This window comes from Virgibacillus sp. NKC19-16, from assembly GCF_021560035.1.
In the GTDB taxonomy this organism is placed as follows: Bacteria; Bacillota; Bacilli; order Bacillales; family Amphibacillaceae; genus Virgibacillus_L; species Virgibacillus_L salidurans.
In genome coordinates this window covers 1,072,630-1,092,396 of sequence record NZ_CP074373.1, presented here as the reverse complement: position 1 = coordinate 1,092,396, position 19,767 = coordinate 1,072,630, and the positions used below count along the sequence as shown (strand labels likewise).

Genomic DNA, 19,767 nt, shown 5'->3' with positions numbered 1-19,767 from the left:
ATTCCGTTATGTTTTCATTACATTTAAATATGACCTTTTACATTAGGAAAGGAGCTAAAATAGATAAAATAATTAACATAATTGCTCCACCTATCCGCGATGAAATCTGCAAGAATGGCATTAATCCCATTCTTTCTGCTGCACTTAGCACAGCTACGTCACCCGATCCACCCATGTCCGCCATACCAATACCTGCAGCAATGGAAGATTCAATAAAATAGAAACCAACAAGCAAACCAATGAATCCTGCAGCAAGCACTGCAACAATTACTGTTATGACTGTTAAACTGATATAACTTGGGTTCGTAACAATTTCAATTACACTAGTAAAATCAATCATGCCAGCACTGATTGCCACAAGGATAGCTGGCACCCACGCTTTTGTAATTAGTTCATACCAATCCTCTGCAGCTTTTTCAATATATTCAGGTAGGAGGTTGAATATTTTTAAAGCTGCTGCCCCTAAAATAATCCATACATAGTAATGAAACCCCGGTATTAATTCAGCAACAATTTGACCAAAAACAAAAATAGTAGTAGCTATGATAATCCCAATACTCAGACTGTTTAAGGAAAATGGAAAGGCAGAGTTATCACTTTTTAAATCAATCTTTTCCTCGCCTTCTTTTAATCTCAATATCTCTCCATCACCAGAAAAGTTTTTCGGTCTGTTTTTTCTTTTTCCAAGGCCATTCAAGGCACCTGCAGCAAGAATACAAATCATATTTCCTACCATTACGGCTGGTGCGATTTGAGCTAATATCGCTCCTGCATCATCACCGCTACTGGATGCAAAGATTTCTGCCATCGGTACAGCTCCTGCCGCCATACCTCCACCCATGATCGGGCCAACAACATAGAAAATAGTCTGACCAAATCCAAATCCGATTAACTCCCCAACCAGTCCACCAATTAATAACCCTGAGAAAATTGCACCTAAAAGAGGAATAAAAAATCGCACGCCAACCTTCATTAACATCTTACGGTCCATGCTTAAAATACTACCTACAATAATACCTGTTACAGCAAAATCAGAAAAACCAATTTCATTGTAAAATGTGTCTGTAAGAGCTCCCATACTCTCAGGTAACCATCCCCAGTACAGAAATAATGCCGGTATTAGGATACAAAGAATAGGCCCTCCGCCAAATGTACTAAATACTGGTATCTGATTGCCTACCCACATTAATAATAACCCCATAACCACAGAAACGATAAACCCACTTGCAAAATTCACCGGCAAGATTTCCATATAAACAGCAACGAGTAATACAGCAGTAATTGCTAAAAATATTGTTCCATCAATACCAGCGATTTTAAATTTCTGTTTTGGTTCCAAATCATAATTGTCCACTACCTGTTCCTTTTTCACACTGCTCATCTTAACACTCCTTTTATTGTTTTTTTCATAAATCTTTCATCGAAAGCGTTTGCATATATTTGTCAATATATGAATCTATCAATTTCGATAGATTCATATATGTGTTACAGATTCTATGATGTTAGGCTCTAGATTTTAAACGGGTAATAATTTCTTCTGTTACCTCTTTTGTTGTATGCTTTCCACTGATGTCCGGGGTTATAATACCATCACTTGTTGTGCTTTCAATGACATCCAACAGTTCTGCACCTATTTCACCTTCTCCCATATGATCAAGCATCATTTTCGCTGTCCAAATTTGGCCAATTGGATTTGCAATTCCTTTTCCAATAATATCGGGCGCTGAACCATGAACAGGTTCAAACATGGATGGGTACTTACCATTTACATTAATATTTGCAGCTGGAGCAATTCCAACACTACCCATTATTCCAGCACCTATATCCGTTAAGATATCTCCAAACAGATTACTAGCTACAATCACATCGAATTTGTCCGGATGTGTTACAAAGAAGGCAGCCAGTGCGTCGATATGTTGGGAATCTGTTTGAATCTCCGGATAATCTTTAGAAACATCTTTAAATATCTCGTCCCAAAATGGCATGGAATGGACAATACCATTGGACTTCGTAGCGCTGGTTACATGCTTGTTGCGTTTAGATGCTAACTCAAACGCATACCGCATTGCCTGTTCTGTACCTCTCCGAGAAAAAATATTATTTTGAATGGCAATTTCGTTATCCCCACGGAAGATCCTGCCACCAACTTCACTATACTCCCCTTCACTATTTTCCCTGACAACAATTAGATCAAAATCTTTTGGATTGACTAGTGGGGATTTGACACCACTAAGGACTTTGGCAGGTCGAATATTAATTTCTTGTTCAAACTCACGGCGAAGTTTAATTAAAAGTCCCCATAAGGAAATATGATCAGGTACTAGTTTGATATTTCCAACTGCTCCTAAGAATATCGAATCAAAATTTTTAAGTTTTTCTAGACCGTCTTCAGGCATCATAACACCATTCTCTAAATAGTACTCACAGCTATAAGGGAAATCAGTAAACTCAAATGATAGCCCACCATGCACTTCCGATACCGCTTTCAAAACTTCCTTAGCAGCAGGTACTACTTCTTTACCGACCCCATCTCCTGGAATAGTTGCCACTTTAAATTTATTCATTCTCGAATTCCTCCTAAGTAAATAATTATAAGAGTCGTTAGTCGACTGTATTAATTCTTAGAATTATAATATAATATATTTTAACTTTTTGCAATAGCTTTTTTATTTCTTTTATTATTTTTCATCCAACTAAAAAAGCTGTATTCCACATATACGGGATCCAGCTTTATAAAGGTTATTAAATTCATGTTTTTTCTTCTGTAACATTAAGTATCTCCATTAAATGCTTAACATCAAGTTCTAAATGTTTAATCATTTCTGTTGATGCACTTATTTCATCTCTTTGTTCTATATAATCGAAAATCTTTCGATGCTGTCCCAAAATTTCCTTCGCTCTTAATTCTCCTTTAAAATTCAATATTCGAAAATAGTTTATAAGTGCCTTTAGATTATTGACCTGTTTTTGAAGACGACTATTTCTGCAATATGTGAGGATTAAATGATGGAAATTTTCATTAAGCGAAATAATTTTATTGGATTCCTCTTCTGCTTGTATAGCAGTTTCCGTTGTCTTCAACGTATCTTCAATGTCTTTAAGTTCAGCATCTGTAGCTATTTTTGTTGTTAACTTTACCGCAAATGATTCAAGCGCCATGCGACATTGATAGATATCCATTACATCTTTCAATGTAGGTTTGTAAACAATTACTTTTGACTTATCTACCACTAACAGTCCTTCATTTTCAAGAATTCTTATTGCTTCTCTTATTGGACTTTTGCTCACATTGTATTCCTTCGCCAACTGAGTTTCATTGATTCTTTCCTCTGGCTGATATTTCCCTTCAAAAATCATTTGTTTAATCATATGATAAAATTGAACATAATAAGGTTCCCTTTTTTCCAAGGATAAATTGCTCATTTCTTACATCATTCCTTTCGAGTTTTATACTAAGCATTTTTGATTCATAAAAAGATTGGTATCTTATTTAAGTAATATTGTTTCCATAAAAGAGCAGTTGAGGATCCGACCCCTATATTTTACTATATCACAGAGTGGACTTGGAGTAATATAATATTTTCCAGTCCCAAACACAATTAAACTCTCACTATCTTAGTAATATAGAACTTCCATACACCAGATGGACAAGAAAAGGGGCGCTGATCTTTCAATTCTAGCTCTTTGTTCTTGCCGTACCATTCAGGCTAGTAGTTTAAAAATATCCTGAAGAATTTTTATAACTGCTACATTTCATAGTAGTTCTATTTGACCGCTACTTTCTCACTACTAAATCTACTAAGATAGTACTTTTTTAATATTTACTATTTTCAATAAACAATGGTATTATTCTAGTACAAAGTAATTTTTGAATAGTTAGTAAATAAAGTTTACTAACTAACTTGATCGAAAAGGGGGGTGTAAATGAATAAATATTACTTTGTAAAAAATAATGAAAGGGGTTTCATATTATGAGGAAAATTTTCTCTGTACTTTTTTCAGTCGTGTTAATTCTATCTCTTTTGCCACTACAAAGTTCAGTAGCAACCGATGGACAAGAAGAGCCAGATGTAGATTTATGGAATGCAGTAAAACCGCTTAGTACAACTGTGAGTTTTCTAAATACTGGGGCACATCCAGACGATGAACGGAGTGATTTCCTTGCATATCTATCACGTGGATTGGGTGTACAGACTTCTAGTCTTATAGCAAACCGTGGAGAAGGAGGTCAGAATGAGATTGGAAGTGAATTAGGGAATGGACTGGGTATTATTCGATCAAACGAAATGATTGAAGCGGCCGAAATTACTGGGGTAACAGCATATCACTTGAGCGAAACTACTTCTGATCCCATTTACGACTTCGGCTTCTCCAAGTCACCTCAAGAAACTTTGGAAAAGTGGGGGAGGATTTGACTTATGAGCGTCTCATCCGCTTCATTCGCACATATAAGCCAGATATTGTTATGCCTTCTTTCCGAGATGTAGAAAGTCAGCACGGCCATCATAGAACAATCACGATCTTAAGTGAACAAGCATTTGAGGATGCAGCAGATCCATCTGTTTACCCAGAGCAGCTTGAGGAAGGATTGGATGTTTGGCAAATAAAGAAATTATATTTGCCTGCAGAATCTGAAGAAACTGCTACAACATCCATCGAAATAGGTGATTATGATCCTATTTATGGAATGACTTATCCCCAACTTGGAGAAGAATCAAGATATTTGCATAAGAGTCAGGGAATGGGAAATGACATACCTGCAGAACCTAGACAAACTCACTTGGAGCTGGTTAAATCATCAGGAGACAGCGAAAATGATGATCTATTCTCCAGTATTCCTTATAACCTGAATGATTGGGCGGAAATAGTCCCTAAAAAAGGGCTAGGTAACCAATTAGAAAAGTTGCAGCAGGAGATCGAAACCATAATTGAACTTTATCCAAACAGAGATGAAATTTTTCCAGCTACTCAGAACGCTATAAAAGATGTTCAAAAAGTATTAAAAATGACTAAGAATACTGATATGGACGAGAGTACTAAAAATGATTTGGTTCATAAGCTCGAACTTAAAAAAGAACAATTACAACAAGTAAGCTTTGTCTCTTCTAGTCTTAATGTCGAAACTACAATCGATTCAGAGGTTTTAACACAGGGAGAAGAAACACAAGTAACCATGGAAGTCACCAATGAAGGAAATCAAAAAATAAAAAACGTTGAAGCTTCTCTTGTCACTTCTGAAAACTGGGAACATGAAGAAAGCCAAAATCTTAAACACTTAAATCCAGACCAATCCAAAACAGTCGTTTTCAATGTTACAGTACCTGAAGACGAGACATACTACCAACCATATGAGGATTCAGTCTTACAAACTCAAGTTTCGTTTAAAGAAAAAGGAACGCACACTACCAAAATGTTAGAATTAGATGATACTATTGCCGTGTTACCTGCTCTTAGTGTAGAGGCAGATCCAGATAAGTTAACTATAAATACGGCGGATTTACAAGAAGAGGTTCCTGTTTCTGTTAATGTGAAAAATTATTTTAACGGAGAAAAGGATGCAGAAGTATCATTGAATTTGCCTGAAGGATGGACAACAGACACTGAACAGAAGGAAGTAACATTGACAGAGCGTCTGGAGGAGCAAGAAGTAACTTTCAATGTAAGTCCACCGTCTGATATAGAAGAAGGTGACTATTCTTTTGATGTGATTGCTGAATCAGATGAAGAAACTTATGATACCACTGTTCAGGAAATAAAATACGATCATATAAACGATTCCTATTATCAATATCCATCTACTGTAAGTACGGTAGCATTTGAGTTATTAAAACCGGATAACCTTAAAGTCGGTTATATTGAAAGTGGTTTTGATGAGGTAGCCGATTATTTACTGAATGTAGGATTTGATGTAACGAAATTAAGTGAAGCAGATTTGGAATCAGGTGACTTGAGTCAATACGATACTATTGTAACAGGCATTAGAGCAAACCTATCACGGCCAGATTTAATAGAAAACAATCAGCGTTTACTTGATTATGCTGAAAATGGAGGACATGTCGTTGTCCAATATCATAAACCGGGGGATAATTGGGATGTAAATGAAACTCCACCCTATTCATTAGAATTAGGTAGTCCGTCGATTGAATGGCGAGTTACAGATGAAGAGGCACCAGTTACTATGACACAGCCAGATCATAAATTATTTAACTTTCCAAACAAAATATCAGAAAGCGACTGGGATGGCTGGGTACAAGAAAGAGGACTGTACTTCCCTATGAACTGGGATAATCGATATGAAACGTTTGTAAGCATGGCCGACCCAGGAGAAGATCCGTTTGATGGTGGTATTTTGATGACAGATTATGGAGAAGGAACCTATCTGTATTCCAGCTTAGTGTTCTATCGTCAAATCAATAATCAAGTACCTGGTGGATATCGCATCTTCACCAACCTCTTAAGTTATGGCGCCGATGAAAATGTTGAAGAAATTAGTGCATCTAAAATGAAAAGATTAGTAGAGCGTCTAGCGGATGACGGTGAATTTAATAACGAGGACGATGTTCATTTATTAACAACTCACTTAACATCTGTTGACCACTATGAGAATAAGGAGCAAGGTACAAAAGTTGTTAAACATATGTCTAGCTTTAAACAACTAATGAATCAATTGCTGGAGAACGAATCAGTTTCCGAGAAGGCATACAGCGATTTGGATAAAGATGCGGACTCTTTGATTGAAAAATGGCAGTAGAATAATTTATCCCCCTTGTATTAATTTCAGATTGTTACAAGGGGGATTAAACATAGAGTTTGGCTATGCATTCATTCCATTAGGACCAATTCAAAATGAAGTCTCGCCACCAAATATTGATGAGGATAATGGCATATAAATGTTTTCTCTTCATTTATTGATCAACAATAGAACCTTCCATATTTTATCTAGTGTTTATTCCTTTTCTGTTAAATGATATTTGTTTTCAGCATCCTCAACCTAGGTGTAGTAACAAACACCTATAAGCAAAAGGCATCTCTCAGAAAAAGTTAAACTGAGAGATGCCTTAAATTCTATTGATAAAAAATCACGCTATATTACTTCATTCCTGTTAAAACAATTCCCTTAATTATATGACGCTGTAGAAAGATAAAAACCAAAATTAAAGGAATAACAGAAATTGTAGCTCCGGTCATTATCAAATGCCATTGGGATTCAGCCTCTCCAGATGAAAAGTACGACAACCCGACCGGCAATGTTCTAAGGCTAGAAGATTCTGTTACAATCAACGGCCACAGAAACGCGTTCCAGTTACTGAGAAATGAAAATATACCTAAAGCAGATATTGCTGGCCAAACTTGGGGAACAGCTATTTTAAAGAAGATTGAAAACTCATTCATTCCATCAATACGTGCAGCATTCAATAGATCCTCAGGTATCTGTTCCATAAACTGCTTCATCAAAAATACCCCAAACCCTGTCATTAAACCTGGAAATAAGATACCCCAATATGTATCTGTCCACCCTAATTCCGAGCTCATCATATACCAAGGGATAATTAGCATTTCAACAGGTACCATTAAGGTACTGAGAATTAATATAAATAAAAGTTTCTTTCCGAAAAAGTTAAATTTAGCTATAATGTATCCTACAAGTGTATCAAAGAATATTACACTAATTGTCGTAATCACTGCAATGATTATACTGTTGAAGAACCACCTAACAAACATACTCTCTTGCAGAATCTGAATATAATTTGCTAAAGTAGGGCTTTCAGGGATTATGTTCAGATTAAAGATGTCCATTGGCGCTTTCAAGGAAGTGGATACCATCCATATAAATGGAAAAAGCATTAAAACTGCACCTATTATAAGTACTATATAAGGTAATAATTTTCCCGGTTTCACTTTTTTCGCCTCCCTTATCAATAATCAAATTTCTTCGTTAGAACTTTCATTTGAAAAATAGTCAACCCCATAATAAATAGGAATAATACTACGGTTGCAGCAGAAGCTAGTCCCATATCATATTGCTGAAAGGCAGTTTGATAAATATATACAACAACTGAAATTGTAGAATTTAATGGTCCTCCACTGCCATCCATACTCATATTAACGACTTGAGTAAAAGAAACCTGGATAAATGTTATCATCCCAATTATGGAGGAGAACACGATAGTTGGGTTGAGTAATGGAACTGTTACATGCCAAAATTTCTGCCATGGAGTTGCTCCGTCAATATCAGCCGCTTCATATAACATTTCTGGTATATTTGATAACCCAGCGAGAAATAAGACCATTTGAAATCCAATAGATTGCCAAATCATAGCTGCCGATATTACGAAGATTGCTTGATCTGGTGAATTTAAAAAAGGTTGCTGTGAGAAACCTAAATTTATCAATAAATCATTAACAAAACCATTGCTCATGAAAAGCCATTGAAATATCCAGCTTATAGCAACAATACTTGTTACATATGGAATAAAATAAATAACCCTGAACAACCCTACAAAACGATTGATTTTGTGCAGCAAGAGCGCAACAGTTATACCAAGCGTTAATTGGCCAATAACTCCTATTACTATATATATAAAGGTGTTAAGCAGGGATTTAAGAAAAACTTCATCCTGAAATAATGTTACAAAATTTGAAAGCCCCACAAAGGGCCTCTCTCCCGTTGAAAGAAGATTCCACTCCCTAAATCCCACATTAAAGGTAAACAAAGTAGGTAAAATCCGTATACCTATATAGAAGATGAGTGGAAGCAATAAACAAATAATAATGAAAAAGTATTTTTGATATTTGTAGTTATTTCTCATTTTATATAGGAAGGATGGGTTTTGTCTTTTCTTTGGCTTTCTATCTTTCTTATCATAATCTGGTGACGTATTTAATTGCTCCATAGTGCACCTCCTTATAGTAATTAGGGATTAAGGGTACCCCCTCAATCCCAAAAACCTTTTATTTATCGCTCCAATACTCATCATAAAGTGCCTGTGTAGCTTCCACTAATTCATTGAAAGCTTCCTCCGGATCTGCTCCTTCTAGTAAAACTTTATTGGCAGCTTCGATCACAAGGTCACGTTCTCCAGTTTCATCTATAAAGAAATGGGCATTCGCATAAGGTAAAGATTCAATAAATGGACCATATAATTCATCATTTACAAATTCATCCTGCATTGCAACTGCTTCTTTAGCAGGAAGCTCACCTGTAGCATCCAGCCATCTTTCCATTACATCCTCACTGGTTAAAAACTCAAGAAATTTAATCGAAGCGTCCAGTTTTTCACCTTCTACGTCTGCAGTAATACCATTCGTCCAAAATGAAGCATTGGTAGATTGTTCATCCTGTGCTGGAAGTGGTGCAATACCATAATTTAAATCAGGCGCATCACTCTGAAGTGTTCCAACTCGGAATGATCCATCAATATTCATTGCAGCATTTTCTGTAACAAAAGCTGTCACATCATCGGTATAAAAGCCTTGCTCGGAAGTACCCAGTTCACCAGGGAAGCTTAACCAGTATTCAAATGCTTCAAATCCTGCTGGATCTTCATCCCAAACTACTTCTCTACGGTCTTCACTCAATACTTCTCCTCCAGCCTGCAAAGTCAGACCATCTCTAAGCCAATGATGCCCTTGTTGATCCGGTTGCCATGCCATACCGGATTGCACTAAAACGTCATTATCATCTCTTTCAGTTAATTCTACTGCATATTCCTGAAGTTCATCCCACGTTTCTGGAGGAGCTTCAGGATCAAGGCCTGCCTCTTCGAAAAGGTCTTTATTGTAGAACAACGCCAGTGTTCTCACCGCTGTCGGTATCGTCCAGTACTCATCGTCTATTTTAGTTGCATCTACTAATGGGAAAAATTCATCTTCTATTTCTTCATGTGGAAAAGCATCCTGGGGCAGTGGCTGTAAATAACCAGCGTCCACATAGGATGGCACCCAACCATAAAATAAATTAATTACATCCGGCCCCCTACCGGCAGGCACTTGGGCAGCTACTTGTTCATTATATTGATCATAAGGGAAAGTTGTTTGCTCAATTGTTATACCAGGATTTTCCTGCTCAAATTCCTCAATTAATTCATCCATTAAGGTAACCTTTGAATCAAAAGCGTACTGCCAATATTCCAAAGTGATTTCCCCATCACCATTTTCTGATTCACTTCCAGAAGTTTCATCATCTCCACCTGAACAAGCAGCAATTACAAACAATACCAAAACTCCCAATAGTGCAAATCTCCATTTCTGTACCATTTTAAAACCTCCTACTAATATTTTTTTAGAACAGAAGTCCATTATTGAGCACTAATTACATTTTTAATATTGAATCGTGTTCCTTTAACAACAAGTAGCCCGCTCCTAACAACGAAACATCTTTGACACCTGTCGTCTCAAGCTCTGTTTGTATTGGTATATGTTTTTCAATTGTTGTAGATAAATATGGTAAAAATTGATTCATAGACTTTGAAATTCTACCTCCCAATACAATCCTTTCCGGGTTTAATAAAGATATTACATTAATTAGTCCAAAGGAAAGATGAGACAAGGGCTCATTAAGAATTTCTAAAGCAGTTTCATCTCTCTGATTTGCCATTTGGAATATTTTCTTCGCTGTCCATTCGCTTTCTTCAGTTTCTCCTAAATAATTAAGCATTCTTCTTGTAATTGAGGGCCCACCAACATGATTATCTAAAAATCCATATCCCGTAAAAGTATGTTCATATTTTTTCTCTGCAGAATCTTTATCCGTAACCATGTAGCCTATTTCCCCTGCTGCATAAGAAGAACCTCGATAAAGTTGGCCATTAATAATCAATCCACACCCGATACCAGTTCCAAGTGTTATCATTAAAAAATTGTAATTAGTCTTCCCTACTCCTTTCCAGAGTTCACCTAAGGCAGCAACATTCACATCGTTGTCTAGATAAACCGGAAACGGAAGGAGCTCTTCAAGATGAGATTGTAAAGGTATGTTTTTCCAACCAATACTAGGGGCATCCATTACAATACCATCATTTACATTTGTGATTCCTGGAACACCAATCCCCACACCAAATATTTGGTCATTTTCAAGGTTGCTGTTTTGAATAAGATTTGTGACGTTATCAGCAATTACAGCAATAAGTTGACTACCCACATAGAGTTGAGTTTCAAAAGCCGTTTTATTTATAATTTCCCCTGCCAAATTCATGACAGCCATTTCTATCGAGGTTCCTCCTATGTCTACCCCAACCAGATAGTATGCGTCTTGGTTAAAGAATACCTGGTATGGCTTCCTCCCACCAGAGGAACTACCTTTTTCACTTTCTTTCTCACTGACCCATCCCTCCGATAGCAACTCATCAACAAAATTTGATACCGTTGGCTTACTGATAAACAAAGCTTTAGAAATATCAGATCGTGAACTCCCTTGATTTCTTTGAATGTAATGTATAATTTTTCTTTTGTTTAAATCTTTTATGTTAGTCGAACTTACCTGGATGTCCTGAATACTTATGGCTATTCCCTCCCCTCTATAATTAATTATCTTTCAATAAGTTAGTAAGGTTAACTTATTAACTAAAACTGATAATACTATAATAATTCTGATATGTCAACGCTTTCTTTTATAATAAATATTATTTTTTAAGTTTAAACATTTTTAAAACAATTGACACTTTACAATGTAAGGGCTTTTATATACAATAATAAAAACGGAATTAGTAAGTAAAGTTTACTAACTAGAAATTCTATTAAATTTTGAGGTGATGATTAGATGAATAAATTTAAAACTGAGTTTGAGCTTGCTGAAGGTATTGAATTTCCCGGGAAAACATATGTGGAACAATTATTAAAACCCGTATTTGATGATCAAAAAGACCACTTATTTGAAGCAATGTTTAAAGTACATAAGGCACACACCATTATGCTGACAGAGCAAAATATTCTTACGAAACAAGAGTGTAATAAAGCTTTGGAAGGAATACAACTAGTAGAAAACCTTGATAAAAGTGAATTAACATATTCAGCACAATATGAGGATTTATTTTTTTTAGTAGAATCCAAAATTGGAGACCATATTGGTGATGAATTAGCAGGTAAAATGCATATTGCAAAAAGCAGAAATGATATGGGTGAAGCAATGTATCGGATAGTGATACGGAACTACCTGAAGCAGACTATTGAAAATGCAGAAGAATTAAATCAAGTAATTCTCTATCAAGCCGAACAGCATATAGAAACCATTATACCAGCCCATACCCATACTCAACCAGCACAGCCAACTACATTCGGACACTACCTTGTTGCAATTTATGATAATTTATCCAGAGATATAAGAAGATTACAACAGGCATATCAGACTGTGAATCAATCCCCTATGGGCGCAGCTGCTGTCACCACAACGGGGTTTCCTATAAATCGAGAACGTATGGTAGAACTGCTTGAATTCGATGGATTAATAGAAAATTCCTATGATGCAATCGGTACTGGGGATTATTTGATAGAGGCTGCCCAGACATTAATAAGCCTTATGACGAATATGGGAAGATGGATACAGGAACTTTTGCGAATGGCTTCAAAAGAGGTTGGATTGGTAAAAGTCTCTAATGCATATGTTCAGATAAGCAGTATTATGCCCCAAAAAAGAAATCCAGTTTCCATGGAGCATTCGCGTGCCATAGCCAGCAGTGCTGGAGCTGAGGGAATGGCTGTACTTCATATGATTCATAATACACCATACGGAGATATAAACGACACGGAAGATGATCTGCAGCCCCATTTATATAATGGGTATCAAAAAGCAATTAGAGTAATAAAATTAATGCGTGCAGTTATTCTTACAATGGATTTCAATAAAGAGCGAGCTTACCAACAAGCAAGAGAAAATATGATTACAATAACTGAACTTGCTGATGTACTTGCCCGAGACTATGAAACTCCTTTTAGAATTGCCCATAAAAAAGCCAGCATTGTAGCAAAGCGTGCAGATGCTGCAAACAAAGAATTATATGAATTACCATTAGCTACAGTGAATGAGTGGTTAGAAAATATTACATTAAAAAGTAAGGATTGGAAATCTATTCTTGATCCCAAACACTTTATTGAAAAAAGAAAAGTAACAGGTGGAACAAATCCTAGAGTGGTATTAAATATGATACAGAGGAGAAAAAAGTAAAACTATTCTGGGCAGTTATTACCCTTCCCTAAATGATATTAAGGAGGGAAAACTGCCCTTTATTCTTGGGTTTAATTGACACTACTAAATTAAGGAGTCAAATTGTTAATATACTTTTATTATTTTCATTAATCATAAGAGTCATAAGAGAATTGCCTCAAATAAGGTTTGTTAACCTCCATTAATTCATGATAAATATTCATTGCAGCATCTGCGCTTGGGACGTTCGGATCAGTAAGTAAAGCCTGAACAACCAAATTCCGGTCTCCATTTACTCCTGCATCTACTACAAGGTGTTGAACATCAATTTGTGTTTTACATAAAGCTGCAATCCCCCTTGGAAGTTTACCTAGAGCAAGTCCATTCACCCCATTACCGCTGACTATAGAAGGTACTTCAACAATTGCATCATCTGGAAGATTTGTAATATACCCTTCGTTTGGTAAATTGATTGATTCAAGAAGCTCATTGGTGTTGTTTGTTATTCCGTTTATAATATTAAATGCTTTTTCTCCAGAGGGTTTAATCAAATTGCTGTCAATAGCAACATCTTTATTAATAATGCCCTCCAAGATTTTCACCACATCTTGACGCCTTTGTTCGTATTTCCCAAAATCATAGCCTTCTTTACTGATCATTTCATGCGCATAGGGGAAAAATTCTCCTAAATGATCGTCACCAGATGTTGGAAAAAGTCCATAATGACGGAAGATAAACCTTGATAACTTTTCATAGGAAGAATCATAAGTTTTCTCTTTTTCTATTAAAGCTGGATATAAGTCTTCTCCAGTGCGTTTATCTCTAATATCAACCATCCAAGTAAAATGATTTATTCCCCATGCTTTCACATCAATATATTTTCTGTCAGTATGGGTTAAAGTAGAAACAATATCAATCCCCGCATTTATTTGATGACAGAGCCCTACCACTTTCACATTCGTATATTTTTTGATTGCCATACATAAACGACTTTCAGGGTTTGTGAAGTTGATTAATAATGCTTCTGGACAATATTTTTCGATGTCTTTGCAGATATCGAGAATGATCGGCAGGTTTCTCATAGTGTGAAAGACCGCCCCTGGTCCAACATTTTCTCCTAAAACATGAGGAACCCCATGCTTTTGTGGTACAGAAAAGTCTTTCTTCCACATTTTCATTCGATCAACAGCGATGGATACAATCACGAAATCTGCTCCTGGTAGAGCTTCAAGTCTATCAGTGGTAGATGAAATCTTATATCCTGCCTTAAGCTGATCATTTATCCGATTAGCGGCTACTGTTACTTTTTCAACCGCGGCTTTGTCAATATCTACTAACACCAGTTCACTGCCCCATAATTCTTTTGTAGAAAAGGCATCTTTCAACATACTCAGTCCAAAAATTGCACTACCTGCACCGACAATAACTATTTTTGGTTTTTTTAGCATGAAAAGCCTCCATTTACATGAATTAAGTTTTTCCTATTAAACTGCTTTTGATAAGATCATATTAAGTCAAGAGTGAAATCATGAACAGATGGCCTGTTTTTCTTAAAGTCACTATATCTATATTATACACGTTGAGGCTAACTGTAAATTATCATTTCCAAAGCAGATTCGCAAAAAAATGCCAACTCCACCCGTATGAACTAACGCCCCATAAAGTCACCACCCACTAGTATAATCTGTGGCTTAGTAGCAGCTGTGGTTATTACACTTCTGCTTGCTAACTGGTCATCTCCTACGATAGGGTAATTTTGTGATTTGCTAGGTGCGTCCCTCACCACTGCTACAACACTTTCCTAATTCATTGAACAAGAACAAACATTATATTCAACGTATAGAATAGAAGCACTTATACACCAAAAAAGCGTCCATTGACGGACGCTTAACAGAATTATATTTAGTTATCCTTCCCCAGGATAAAACAAAACCTTTACATAAGACCCTTTTCTATTTATAAGGTTATCAAAAGTTTCCGGCCCTTCTTCTAATTTCAACCGATGAGAAATCATTGGTTGTACATTAATCTGGCCTGTACTCATATAATGTACAGAAGAACTCCATTCCTTTCCTGGGAACGGAGAGGAGATGGCGTTCCACGATCCGAGTATCCTTAATTCATTACGTACGATTTTTTCAAAATAGAAACGTTCGATATTGATATCTGCATAAGGAATGCCCATGAATACGACTTCTCCACCCTTTTTGGGTAGAGCAAGAACTTGTGCGGATGTAATTGGGGATCCTGCTGATTCTACAGCTAAATCAACACCGGTGCCATTGGTTTGCTCCATAATCTGTTCATGAGCGGGTTTTTCAAGCGAATTTATTAAAACGTCTGCTCCGACTTCTTTGGCAACTTCAAGCTTGGAATTATCAATATCGATAGCATAAACTTTTTTTGCACCGAATATTTTTGCCCATTGAACAGCAAGTAATCCGATACTGCCACATCCCATGATAGCCACTTCTGCACCTGGCTGGATGCTTGTACGGTAAAAACCGTGCGCAACAACGGATGAAGGCTCGACCAGTGCAGCTGTATCATAATCAACATTATCCGAAAGCGGTACAATATTTTCAGCTGGCAGTTTTACATATTCTGCATAAGCGCCTGGGTGTCTTGCACCAATAACAGTTAATTTTTCACAGCGTGATAATTCACCTTTCCTACAGCTTTCACATTCTCCACAATAGAAAGTAGGGCAGCCTGCAACACGGTCTCCCGCTTTGATTCCTTCTACACCTGTTCCAACCTCTGTTACTTCTCCTGCAAATTCGTGACCAAATGTCATACCTTCTACATAAGGCCCTAATTTATTGTATCTGGAAATATCTGAACCACAAATACCAACAACTTTCACTTTGATAATAACGTCATCTTCCTTTTCAATTACCGGTTCAGGTGATTGTTCAAAACGTATATCTTGCTTGCCATAAAGATTTAGGGATTTCATCTTTAACATCCTTTCTAAATTCTGGTTGACACTTTCTACTAGCTGACGGATTCATCCTTATTCTTTTTTTTATTGAAAATAATTTTATATAGTGCAAAGCCTACGATAAGCGTGTTAAAGATGATTTGATATTCAAAGTAAAAATCACTTATTGCCGTAAAGGGGCCCAACATAAAATCTATCATTGTTTCTACCATTTTCCACCCTCATTTCTATTACAAGTGATTGAACGATTAAGCAGAATTCCTTAATCGTTCTTCTTATAATTAGTACGAAACTTTTGATGTTTCCCCAGAGATAATTGCTATAGCACCGCTTGCTCCGATACGAGTTGCTCCCGCATTTACGATATTTACTGCATCTTCATAATTACGAACTCCACCGGCAGCCTTTACACCAAAATTCTCTCCAACCACAGAACGCAGTAACTTAACATCTTCAACAGTAGCTCCGCCGCCATTAAAACCAGTAGCAGTTTTTACAAAATCCGCATGAGCTTCCACAATTATTTCAGAGGCAGTGATTTTCTCTTCTTTTGTTAATAATGCTGTTTCAATAATAACCTTGGTTGTTAATCCTCCGGAAGCTTTCACAACCTCAGCAATGTCATTTTTTACAACATCAAATTCTTTTGATTTCAACGCACCTAAATTAATCAGCATATCTATTTCTTCTGCACCGTTGTTAATCGCTTCTTTTGTTTCTTCGACTTTTGTGTGCGTTGTTGCTCCGCCAAGTGAAAAACCAATCGGCACTCCAACTTTAATATTATGGGGAGATAATAGATTATGCGCATGTGAAACATAATACGGATTTACGAATACTGTTTTAAATCCGTATTCTATGGTTTCATTACAAAAGTGAGTAATATCCTCTTTGCTTGCTGTCGGTTTCAAAAGTGTATAGTCAATAATATTGGTCAATTCTTGCTTATCCAATTAAATCGCCCCATTTCATTTTTAATCGACGGGAGTTAATAATACCTTGATCGCTTCCCCACTTTTAATTGCCTGGTATGCTTCGTCCCATTGTGTAATATCAAATTCGTGCGTTACCATTGCTTTAGCGTTAACACTTCCATTATTCATTAATTCTAGAGAAGGTTCCCAGTCAGCAGGTTTTTGGCTCCTACTTCCGACAACGCGAATTTCCTTTTGAATAATTTTTTGAAGATCGAATTGAACTTCTGGCTGAGCAAAAAGCCCAACCTGGCCATATTGCCCTTTTTTACGCAGAAGATCAAGTCCTTGTTTCGCTGCAGGAACCGCACCGGAACATTCGAACACAACATCTGCACCATAGCCGTTTGTCAGACTGTTAACAAGTTCCTTGATGTCTTGTTCTTGTGTGTTCACTGCATAGTCGATGCCTATTTCCTTTGCTTTATCCAAACGCACTTTATCATTTGTTAAACCAGTAATTAAAACGGTAGCTCCTCGACTTTTAGCAACCTGTGCAGTAAATAGACCAATCGGACCTGGTCCAATTACAACCACAATATCGCCTTCGCTAATATCCGTTTTTGCCACTGCATGATGGGTACATGACAGTGGTTCTGTCATCGCTGCTGATTTATAATCCACATGTTCAGGAAGATGATGAACGCTACCTTCACGCGCAATCAAATATTTCGTAAATCCGCCGTCCTGCTGTGTACCCAATCCTTTACGATGATTACAGAGGTTATAGTCACCAGCTTTACAATACTCACATTCCCCACAAATATAGAAGGTAGTTTCTGAAGTAACGCGGTCGCCTGATTTAAATGCTGTAACACCTTCACCTACTTCTACAACTTCACCGGCAAATTCATGTCCTAATGTCACAGGGACACCGACTTTATAATGCCCCTCGTACGTATGAATATCTGAACCGCAGATCCCTGCGTATTTTACTTCAATTTTCACCTGGTCTTTCCCGGCTTGAGGTTCTTCCTTATCTTGTATTTCCAGATTTCCAAATCCGAGTTCTGTTTTTACTAGAGCTTTCATCTGAAGTCCTCCTAAACAATCTATTTTAGTTTATATCCAATAGATTCTATTAATTAAACAAGCTAAACACTTTAAAGATTACCCAGTTAACTAAGTTACCACCCTGGTCAATACTTGATACTTGAGTTGAACCTTCTGGCAGCTCAATTTGAGCAGTTTCAGCCATTTGCGTAAATATCGGTGCAACATCTGTTGCGAGGTATAGTGAGATAGCAATCATGAAGGTACCAACAATTACAGAATGAATAATATTACCTCTTGCAGCACCAACAATAAATGCTACAATAAATGGAATAGTAGCCAGATCACCAAATGGTAACAGTGCATTTCCTGGTAAAATAACTGCCAATAGAACTGTGACTGGAACAAGAATCAGTGCTGTTGAAATGACAGCAGGATGCCCAAGTGCTACTGCTGCATCAAGTCCGATATAAATTTCTCTATCCCCAAATCGTTTGTTTAACCATTCACGTGCGGATTCTGAAACTGGCATTAAACCTTCCATCAGGATCTTAACCATACGTGGCATCAAAACCATAACGGCAGCCATTGACATACCAATCTCAATGATTTCACCAATGTTATATCCCGCTAATGCACCAATACCTGCACCAAGAATTAACCCGATGAAAATAGATTCACCGAAAATACCAAATCGTTTTTGAATCGTTTCTGGATCGGCATTCCAATTTTTTACTCCAGGAACTTTTTGTAGTAATTTTACTACTGGAATAAATGGTGCATATGAAATTGTACTACCGGTTGCAATAGAAACACCCGGAAGTTCATAAAATTCGCTAACCATGGGCTGCGTCCAGTCTGCAACTTTAAGACAGACGATTTGAAATAGCACTGCTGCCACTAACCCTTGAATAATACTGCCTGAAATAGCGTAAACCATTGCAGCCATGAACGTATAATGCCAGAAGTTCCAAACATCCACGTTCATTGTTTTTGTCGTTTTCGTAACAAGCATGATGACGTTTACAACTAAACCAAGTGGAATAATAAATGCTGCTACCACCGAAGCCCAAGCAATGGAAGATGTTGCAGGCCAGCCTATATCAATAACATTCAAGCTTACTCCCAACCGTTCAACCATGCCTTGTGCTGCTGGACCAAGGTTTAAAACCAGTAAATCGATTACTAGGAAAATCCCAACAAAAGCAACCCCAATTGTTAAACCAGAACGAAATGCTTTACCCGGTTTTTGGCCAAAGAATAAGCCAAGTAAGAAAATGGCAACCGGAAGAATTACTGTTGCACCCAGATCAAGAAAGCCTTGGATAAAATCTGTAAATGCTTGCATATTTTTACCTCCTCCATATAAAACTGTTATATACCTCAATTTCTCCTAAGAGAAATCGAGGTTAAATAACTACGTAGCGGTTTATTTTTTTAGTTCTTCTAAAATTTGTTTTTTTGTATCGTCAGTACCGATTCCAGTTAGAAAAGAGCGTGCATTAATTACTGGGAATGGAAACTCTTTTTTTGTCATTGCAGTAGTTACAAGTAAATCAGCTGAATCAACATGAGAATCTACTTCAGCAATCTTGATTTGAACTAAATCTACTTTTAAGTTATTTTCTTTTGCCATTTCTTCAATCGCACTATTAACAACTGTTGATGTTGCAATACCTGCTCCGCATGCTACCAACACTTTTTTCTTATCTGCCATT

Annotated in this window: 17 protein-coding genes; 3 read left to right on the top strand and 14 right to left on the bottom strand. The window is 36.9% G+C overall.

What is annotated here, in order from left to right; all coding sequences use genetic code 11:
- Nucleotides 1–37: 37 nt before the first annotated feature.
- The 3 genes from KFZ58_RS05860 to KFZ58_RS05850 form a co-directional block, all read right to left on the bottom strand.
- Entirely contained in the window at nucleotides 38–1,381 is a 1,344-nt protein-coding gene (locus KFZ58_RS05860) for a 2-hydroxycarboxylate transporter family protein (protein ID WP_235793869.1), read from the bottom strand.
- A gap of 121 nt (nucleotides 1,382–1,502) precedes the next feature.
- Nucleotides 1,503–2,564: a tartrate dehydrogenase gene (locus KFZ58_RS05855; RefSeq protein ID WP_235793868.1), complete on the bottom strand. Its 1,062-nt coding sequence runs from the start codon at nucleotides 2,562–2,564 to the stop codon at nucleotides 1,503–1,505.
- A gap of 184 nt (nucleotides 2,565–2,748) precedes the next feature.
- Entirely contained in the window at nucleotides 2,749–3,423 is a 675-nt protein-coding gene (locus KFZ58_RS05850) for a GntR family transcriptional regulator (protein WP_235793867.1), read from the bottom strand.
- Nucleotides 3,424–3,971: 548 nt separating this feature from the next.
- Here KFZ58_RS05850 and KFZ58_RS19325 point away from each other — a divergent pair.
- Both KFZ58_RS19325 and KFZ58_RS05845 read left to right on the top strand, forming a co-directional pair.
- Complete coding sequence (locus tag KFZ58_RS19325; RefSeq protein ID WP_370642444.1) at nucleotides 3,972–4,415, top strand: PIG-L family deacetylase; 444 nt, start codon at nucleotides 3,972–3,974, stop codon at nucleotides 4,413–4,415.
- On the top strand, nucleotides 4,412–6,751 hold the full coding sequence (locus KFZ58_RS05845; RefSeq protein ID WP_370642443.1) for an FIMAH domain-containing protein: 2,340 nt from the start codon (nucleotides 4,412–4,414) through the stop codon (nucleotides 6,749–6,751). Before KFZ58_RS19325 ends, KFZ58_RS05845 begins: the two co-directional genes overlap by 4 nt.
- A gap of 338 nt (nucleotides 6,752–7,089) precedes the next feature.
- Here the strand turns inward: KFZ58_RS05845 and KFZ58_RS05840 are convergent, their stop codons facing one another.
- Genes KFZ58_RS05840 through KFZ58_RS05825 form a run of 4 tightly spaced genes read right to left on the bottom strand, consistent with a single transcriptional unit; the run spans nucleotide 7,090 to nucleotide 11,464 of the window.
- Nucleotides 7,090–7,899 carry a carbohydrate ABC transporter permease gene (locus tag KFZ58_RS05840; protein ID WP_235793866.1) on the bottom strand — a complete coding sequence of 270 codons (810 nt, stop codon included), beginning with the start codon at nucleotides 7,897–7,899 and terminating at the stop codon, nucleotides 7,090–7,092.
- A 17-nt stretch (nucleotides 7,900–7,916) separates the two neighbouring features.
- Nucleotides 7,917–8,894 (bottom strand): carbohydrate ABC transporter permease, encoded by a 978-nt coding sequence (locus tag KFZ58_RS05835; protein WP_235793865.1) that lies wholly within the window; start codon nucleotides 8,892–8,894, stop codon nucleotides 7,917–7,919.
- Nucleotides 8,895–8,952: 58 nt separating this feature from the next.
- The gene (locus KFZ58_RS05830) at nucleotides 8,953–10,257 is read right to left on the bottom strand and encodes a sugar ABC transporter substrate-binding protein (protein WP_235793864.1); all 1,305 of its coding nucleotides are present in this window, start codon (nucleotides 10,255–10,257) and stop codon (nucleotides 8,953–8,955) included.
- Nucleotides 10,258–10,312: 55 nt separating this feature from the next.
- A complete protein-coding gene (locus tag KFZ58_RS05825) occupies nucleotides 10,313–11,464 on the bottom strand; it encodes an ROK family transcriptional regulator (RefSeq protein WP_255695113.1) in 1,152 nt (383 codons plus the stop codon).
- Between the two features lie 294 nt (nucleotides 11,465–11,758).
- Here KFZ58_RS05825 and argH point away from each other — a divergent pair, with 294 nt between their 5' ends.
- A complete protein-coding gene (gene argH / locus KFZ58_RS05820) occupies nucleotides 11,759–13,159 on the top strand; it encodes an argininosuccinate lyase (protein ID WP_235793863.1) in 1,401 nt (466 codons plus the stop codon).
- Nucleotides 13,160–13,287: 128 nt separating this feature from the next.
- On the opposite strand, the gene KFZ58_RS05815 is transcribed toward argH, so the two are convergent.
- The 7 genes from KFZ58_RS05815 to KFZ58_RS05785 all read right to left on the bottom strand — a co-directional run bounded on the left by KFZ58_RS05815 (nucleotide 13,288) and on the right by KFZ58_RS05785 (nucleotide 19,766).
- Nucleotides 13,288–14,586 (bottom strand): family 4 glycosyl hydrolase, encoded by a 1,299-nt coding sequence (locus KFZ58_RS05815; protein WP_235793862.1) that lies wholly within the window; start codon nucleotides 14,584–14,586, stop codon nucleotides 13,288–13,290.
- A gap of 458 nt (nucleotides 14,587–15,044) precedes the next feature.
- Nucleotides 15,045–16,097: a galactitol-1-phosphate 5-dehydrogenase gene (locus tag KFZ58_RS05810; RefSeq protein WP_235793861.1), complete on the bottom strand. Its 1,053-nt coding sequence runs from the start codon at nucleotides 16,095–16,097 to the stop codon at nucleotides 15,045–15,047.
- A gap of 38 nt (nucleotides 16,098–16,135) precedes the next feature.
- Nucleotides 16,136–16,294: a hypothetical protein gene (locus KFZ58_RS05805; protein ID WP_235793860.1), complete on the bottom strand. Its 159-nt coding sequence runs from the start codon at nucleotides 16,292–16,294 to the stop codon at nucleotides 16,136–16,138.
- 69 nt (nucleotides 16,295–16,363) lie between these two features.
- Nucleotides 16,364–17,035, bottom strand: coding sequence for a deoxyribose-phosphate aldolase (gene deoC, locus KFZ58_RS05800; RefSeq protein ID WP_235793859.1), 672 nt, complete (start codon nucleotides 17,033–17,035; stop codon nucleotides 16,364–16,366).
- Between the two features lie 21 nt (nucleotides 17,036–17,056).
- On the bottom strand, nucleotides 17,057–18,088 hold the full coding sequence (locus KFZ58_RS05795; RefSeq protein ID WP_235793858.1) for a zinc-binding dehydrogenase: 1,032 nt from the start codon (nucleotides 18,086–18,088) through the stop codon (nucleotides 17,057–17,059).
- Nucleotides 18,089–18,137: 49 nt separating this feature from the next.
- A complete protein-coding gene (locus KFZ58_RS05790) occupies nucleotides 18,138–19,397 on the bottom strand; it encodes a galactitol-specific PTS transporter subunit IIC (protein ID WP_235793857.1) in 1,260 nt (419 codons plus the stop codon).
- An 81-nt stretch (nucleotides 19,398–19,478) separates the two neighbouring features.
- Nucleotides 19,479–19,766, bottom strand: coding sequence for a PTS sugar transporter subunit IIB (locus KFZ58_RS05785; protein WP_235793856.1), 288 nt, complete (start codon nucleotides 19,764–19,766; stop codon nucleotides 19,479–19,481).
- Nucleotide 19,767: the final 1 nt, after the last annotated feature.

Excerpts from the sequence above, each read along its gene's own strand:
- KFZ58_RS05860 (WP_235793869.1), bottom strand. The coding sequence starts at position 1,381 with ATGAGCAGTGTGAAAAAGGAACAGGTAGTGGACAATTATGATTTGGAA.
- KFZ58_RS05855 (WP_235793868.1), bottom strand. The coding sequence starts at position 2,564 with ATGAATAAATTTAAAGTGGCAACTATTCCAGGAGATGGGGTCGGTAAA.
- KFZ58_RS05850 (WP_235793867.1), bottom strand. The coding sequence starts at position 3,423 with ATGAGCAATTTATCCTTGGAAAAAAGGGAACCTTATTATGTTCAATTT.
- KFZ58_RS19325 (WP_370642444.1), top strand. The coding sequence starts at position 3,972 with ATGAGGAAAATTTTCTCTGTACTTTTTTCAGTCGTGTTAATTCTATCT.
- KFZ58_RS05835 (WP_235793865.1), bottom strand. The coding sequence starts at position 8,894 with ATGGAGCAATTAAATACGTCACCAGATTATGATAAGAAAGATAGAAAG.
- KFZ58_RS05830 (WP_235793864.1), bottom strand. The coding sequence starts at position 10,257 with ATGGTACAGAAATGGAGATTTGCACTATTGGGAGTTTTGGTATTGTTT.
- argH (WP_235793863.1), top strand. The coding sequence starts at position 11,759 with ATGAATAAATTTAAAACTGAGTTTGAGCTTGCTGAAGGTATTGAATTT.
- KFZ58_RS05815 (WP_235793862.1), bottom strand. The coding sequence starts at position 14,586 with ATGCTAAAAAAACCAAAAATAGTTATTGTCGGTGCAGGTAGTGCAATT.
- KFZ58_RS05810 (WP_235793861.1), bottom strand. The coding sequence starts at position 16,097 with ATGAAATCCCTAAATCTTTATGGCAAGCAAGATATACGTTTTGAACAA.
- KFZ58_RS05805 (WP_235793860.1), bottom strand. The coding sequence starts at position 16,294 with ATGGTAGAAACAATGATAGATTTTATGTTGGGCCCCTTTACGGCAATA.
- KFZ58_RS05795 (WP_235793858.1), bottom strand. The coding sequence starts at position 18,088 with ATGAAAGCTCTAGTAAAAACAGAACTCGGATTTGGAAATCTGGAAATA.
- KFZ58_RS05790 (WP_235793857.1), bottom strand. The coding sequence starts at position 19,397 with ATGCAAGCATTTACAGATTTTATCCAAGGCTTTCTTGATCTGGGTGCA.
- KFZ58_RS05785 (WP_235793856.1), bottom strand. The coding sequence starts at position 19,766 with ATGGCAGATAAGAAAAAAGTGTTGGTAGCATGCGGAGCAGGTATTGCA.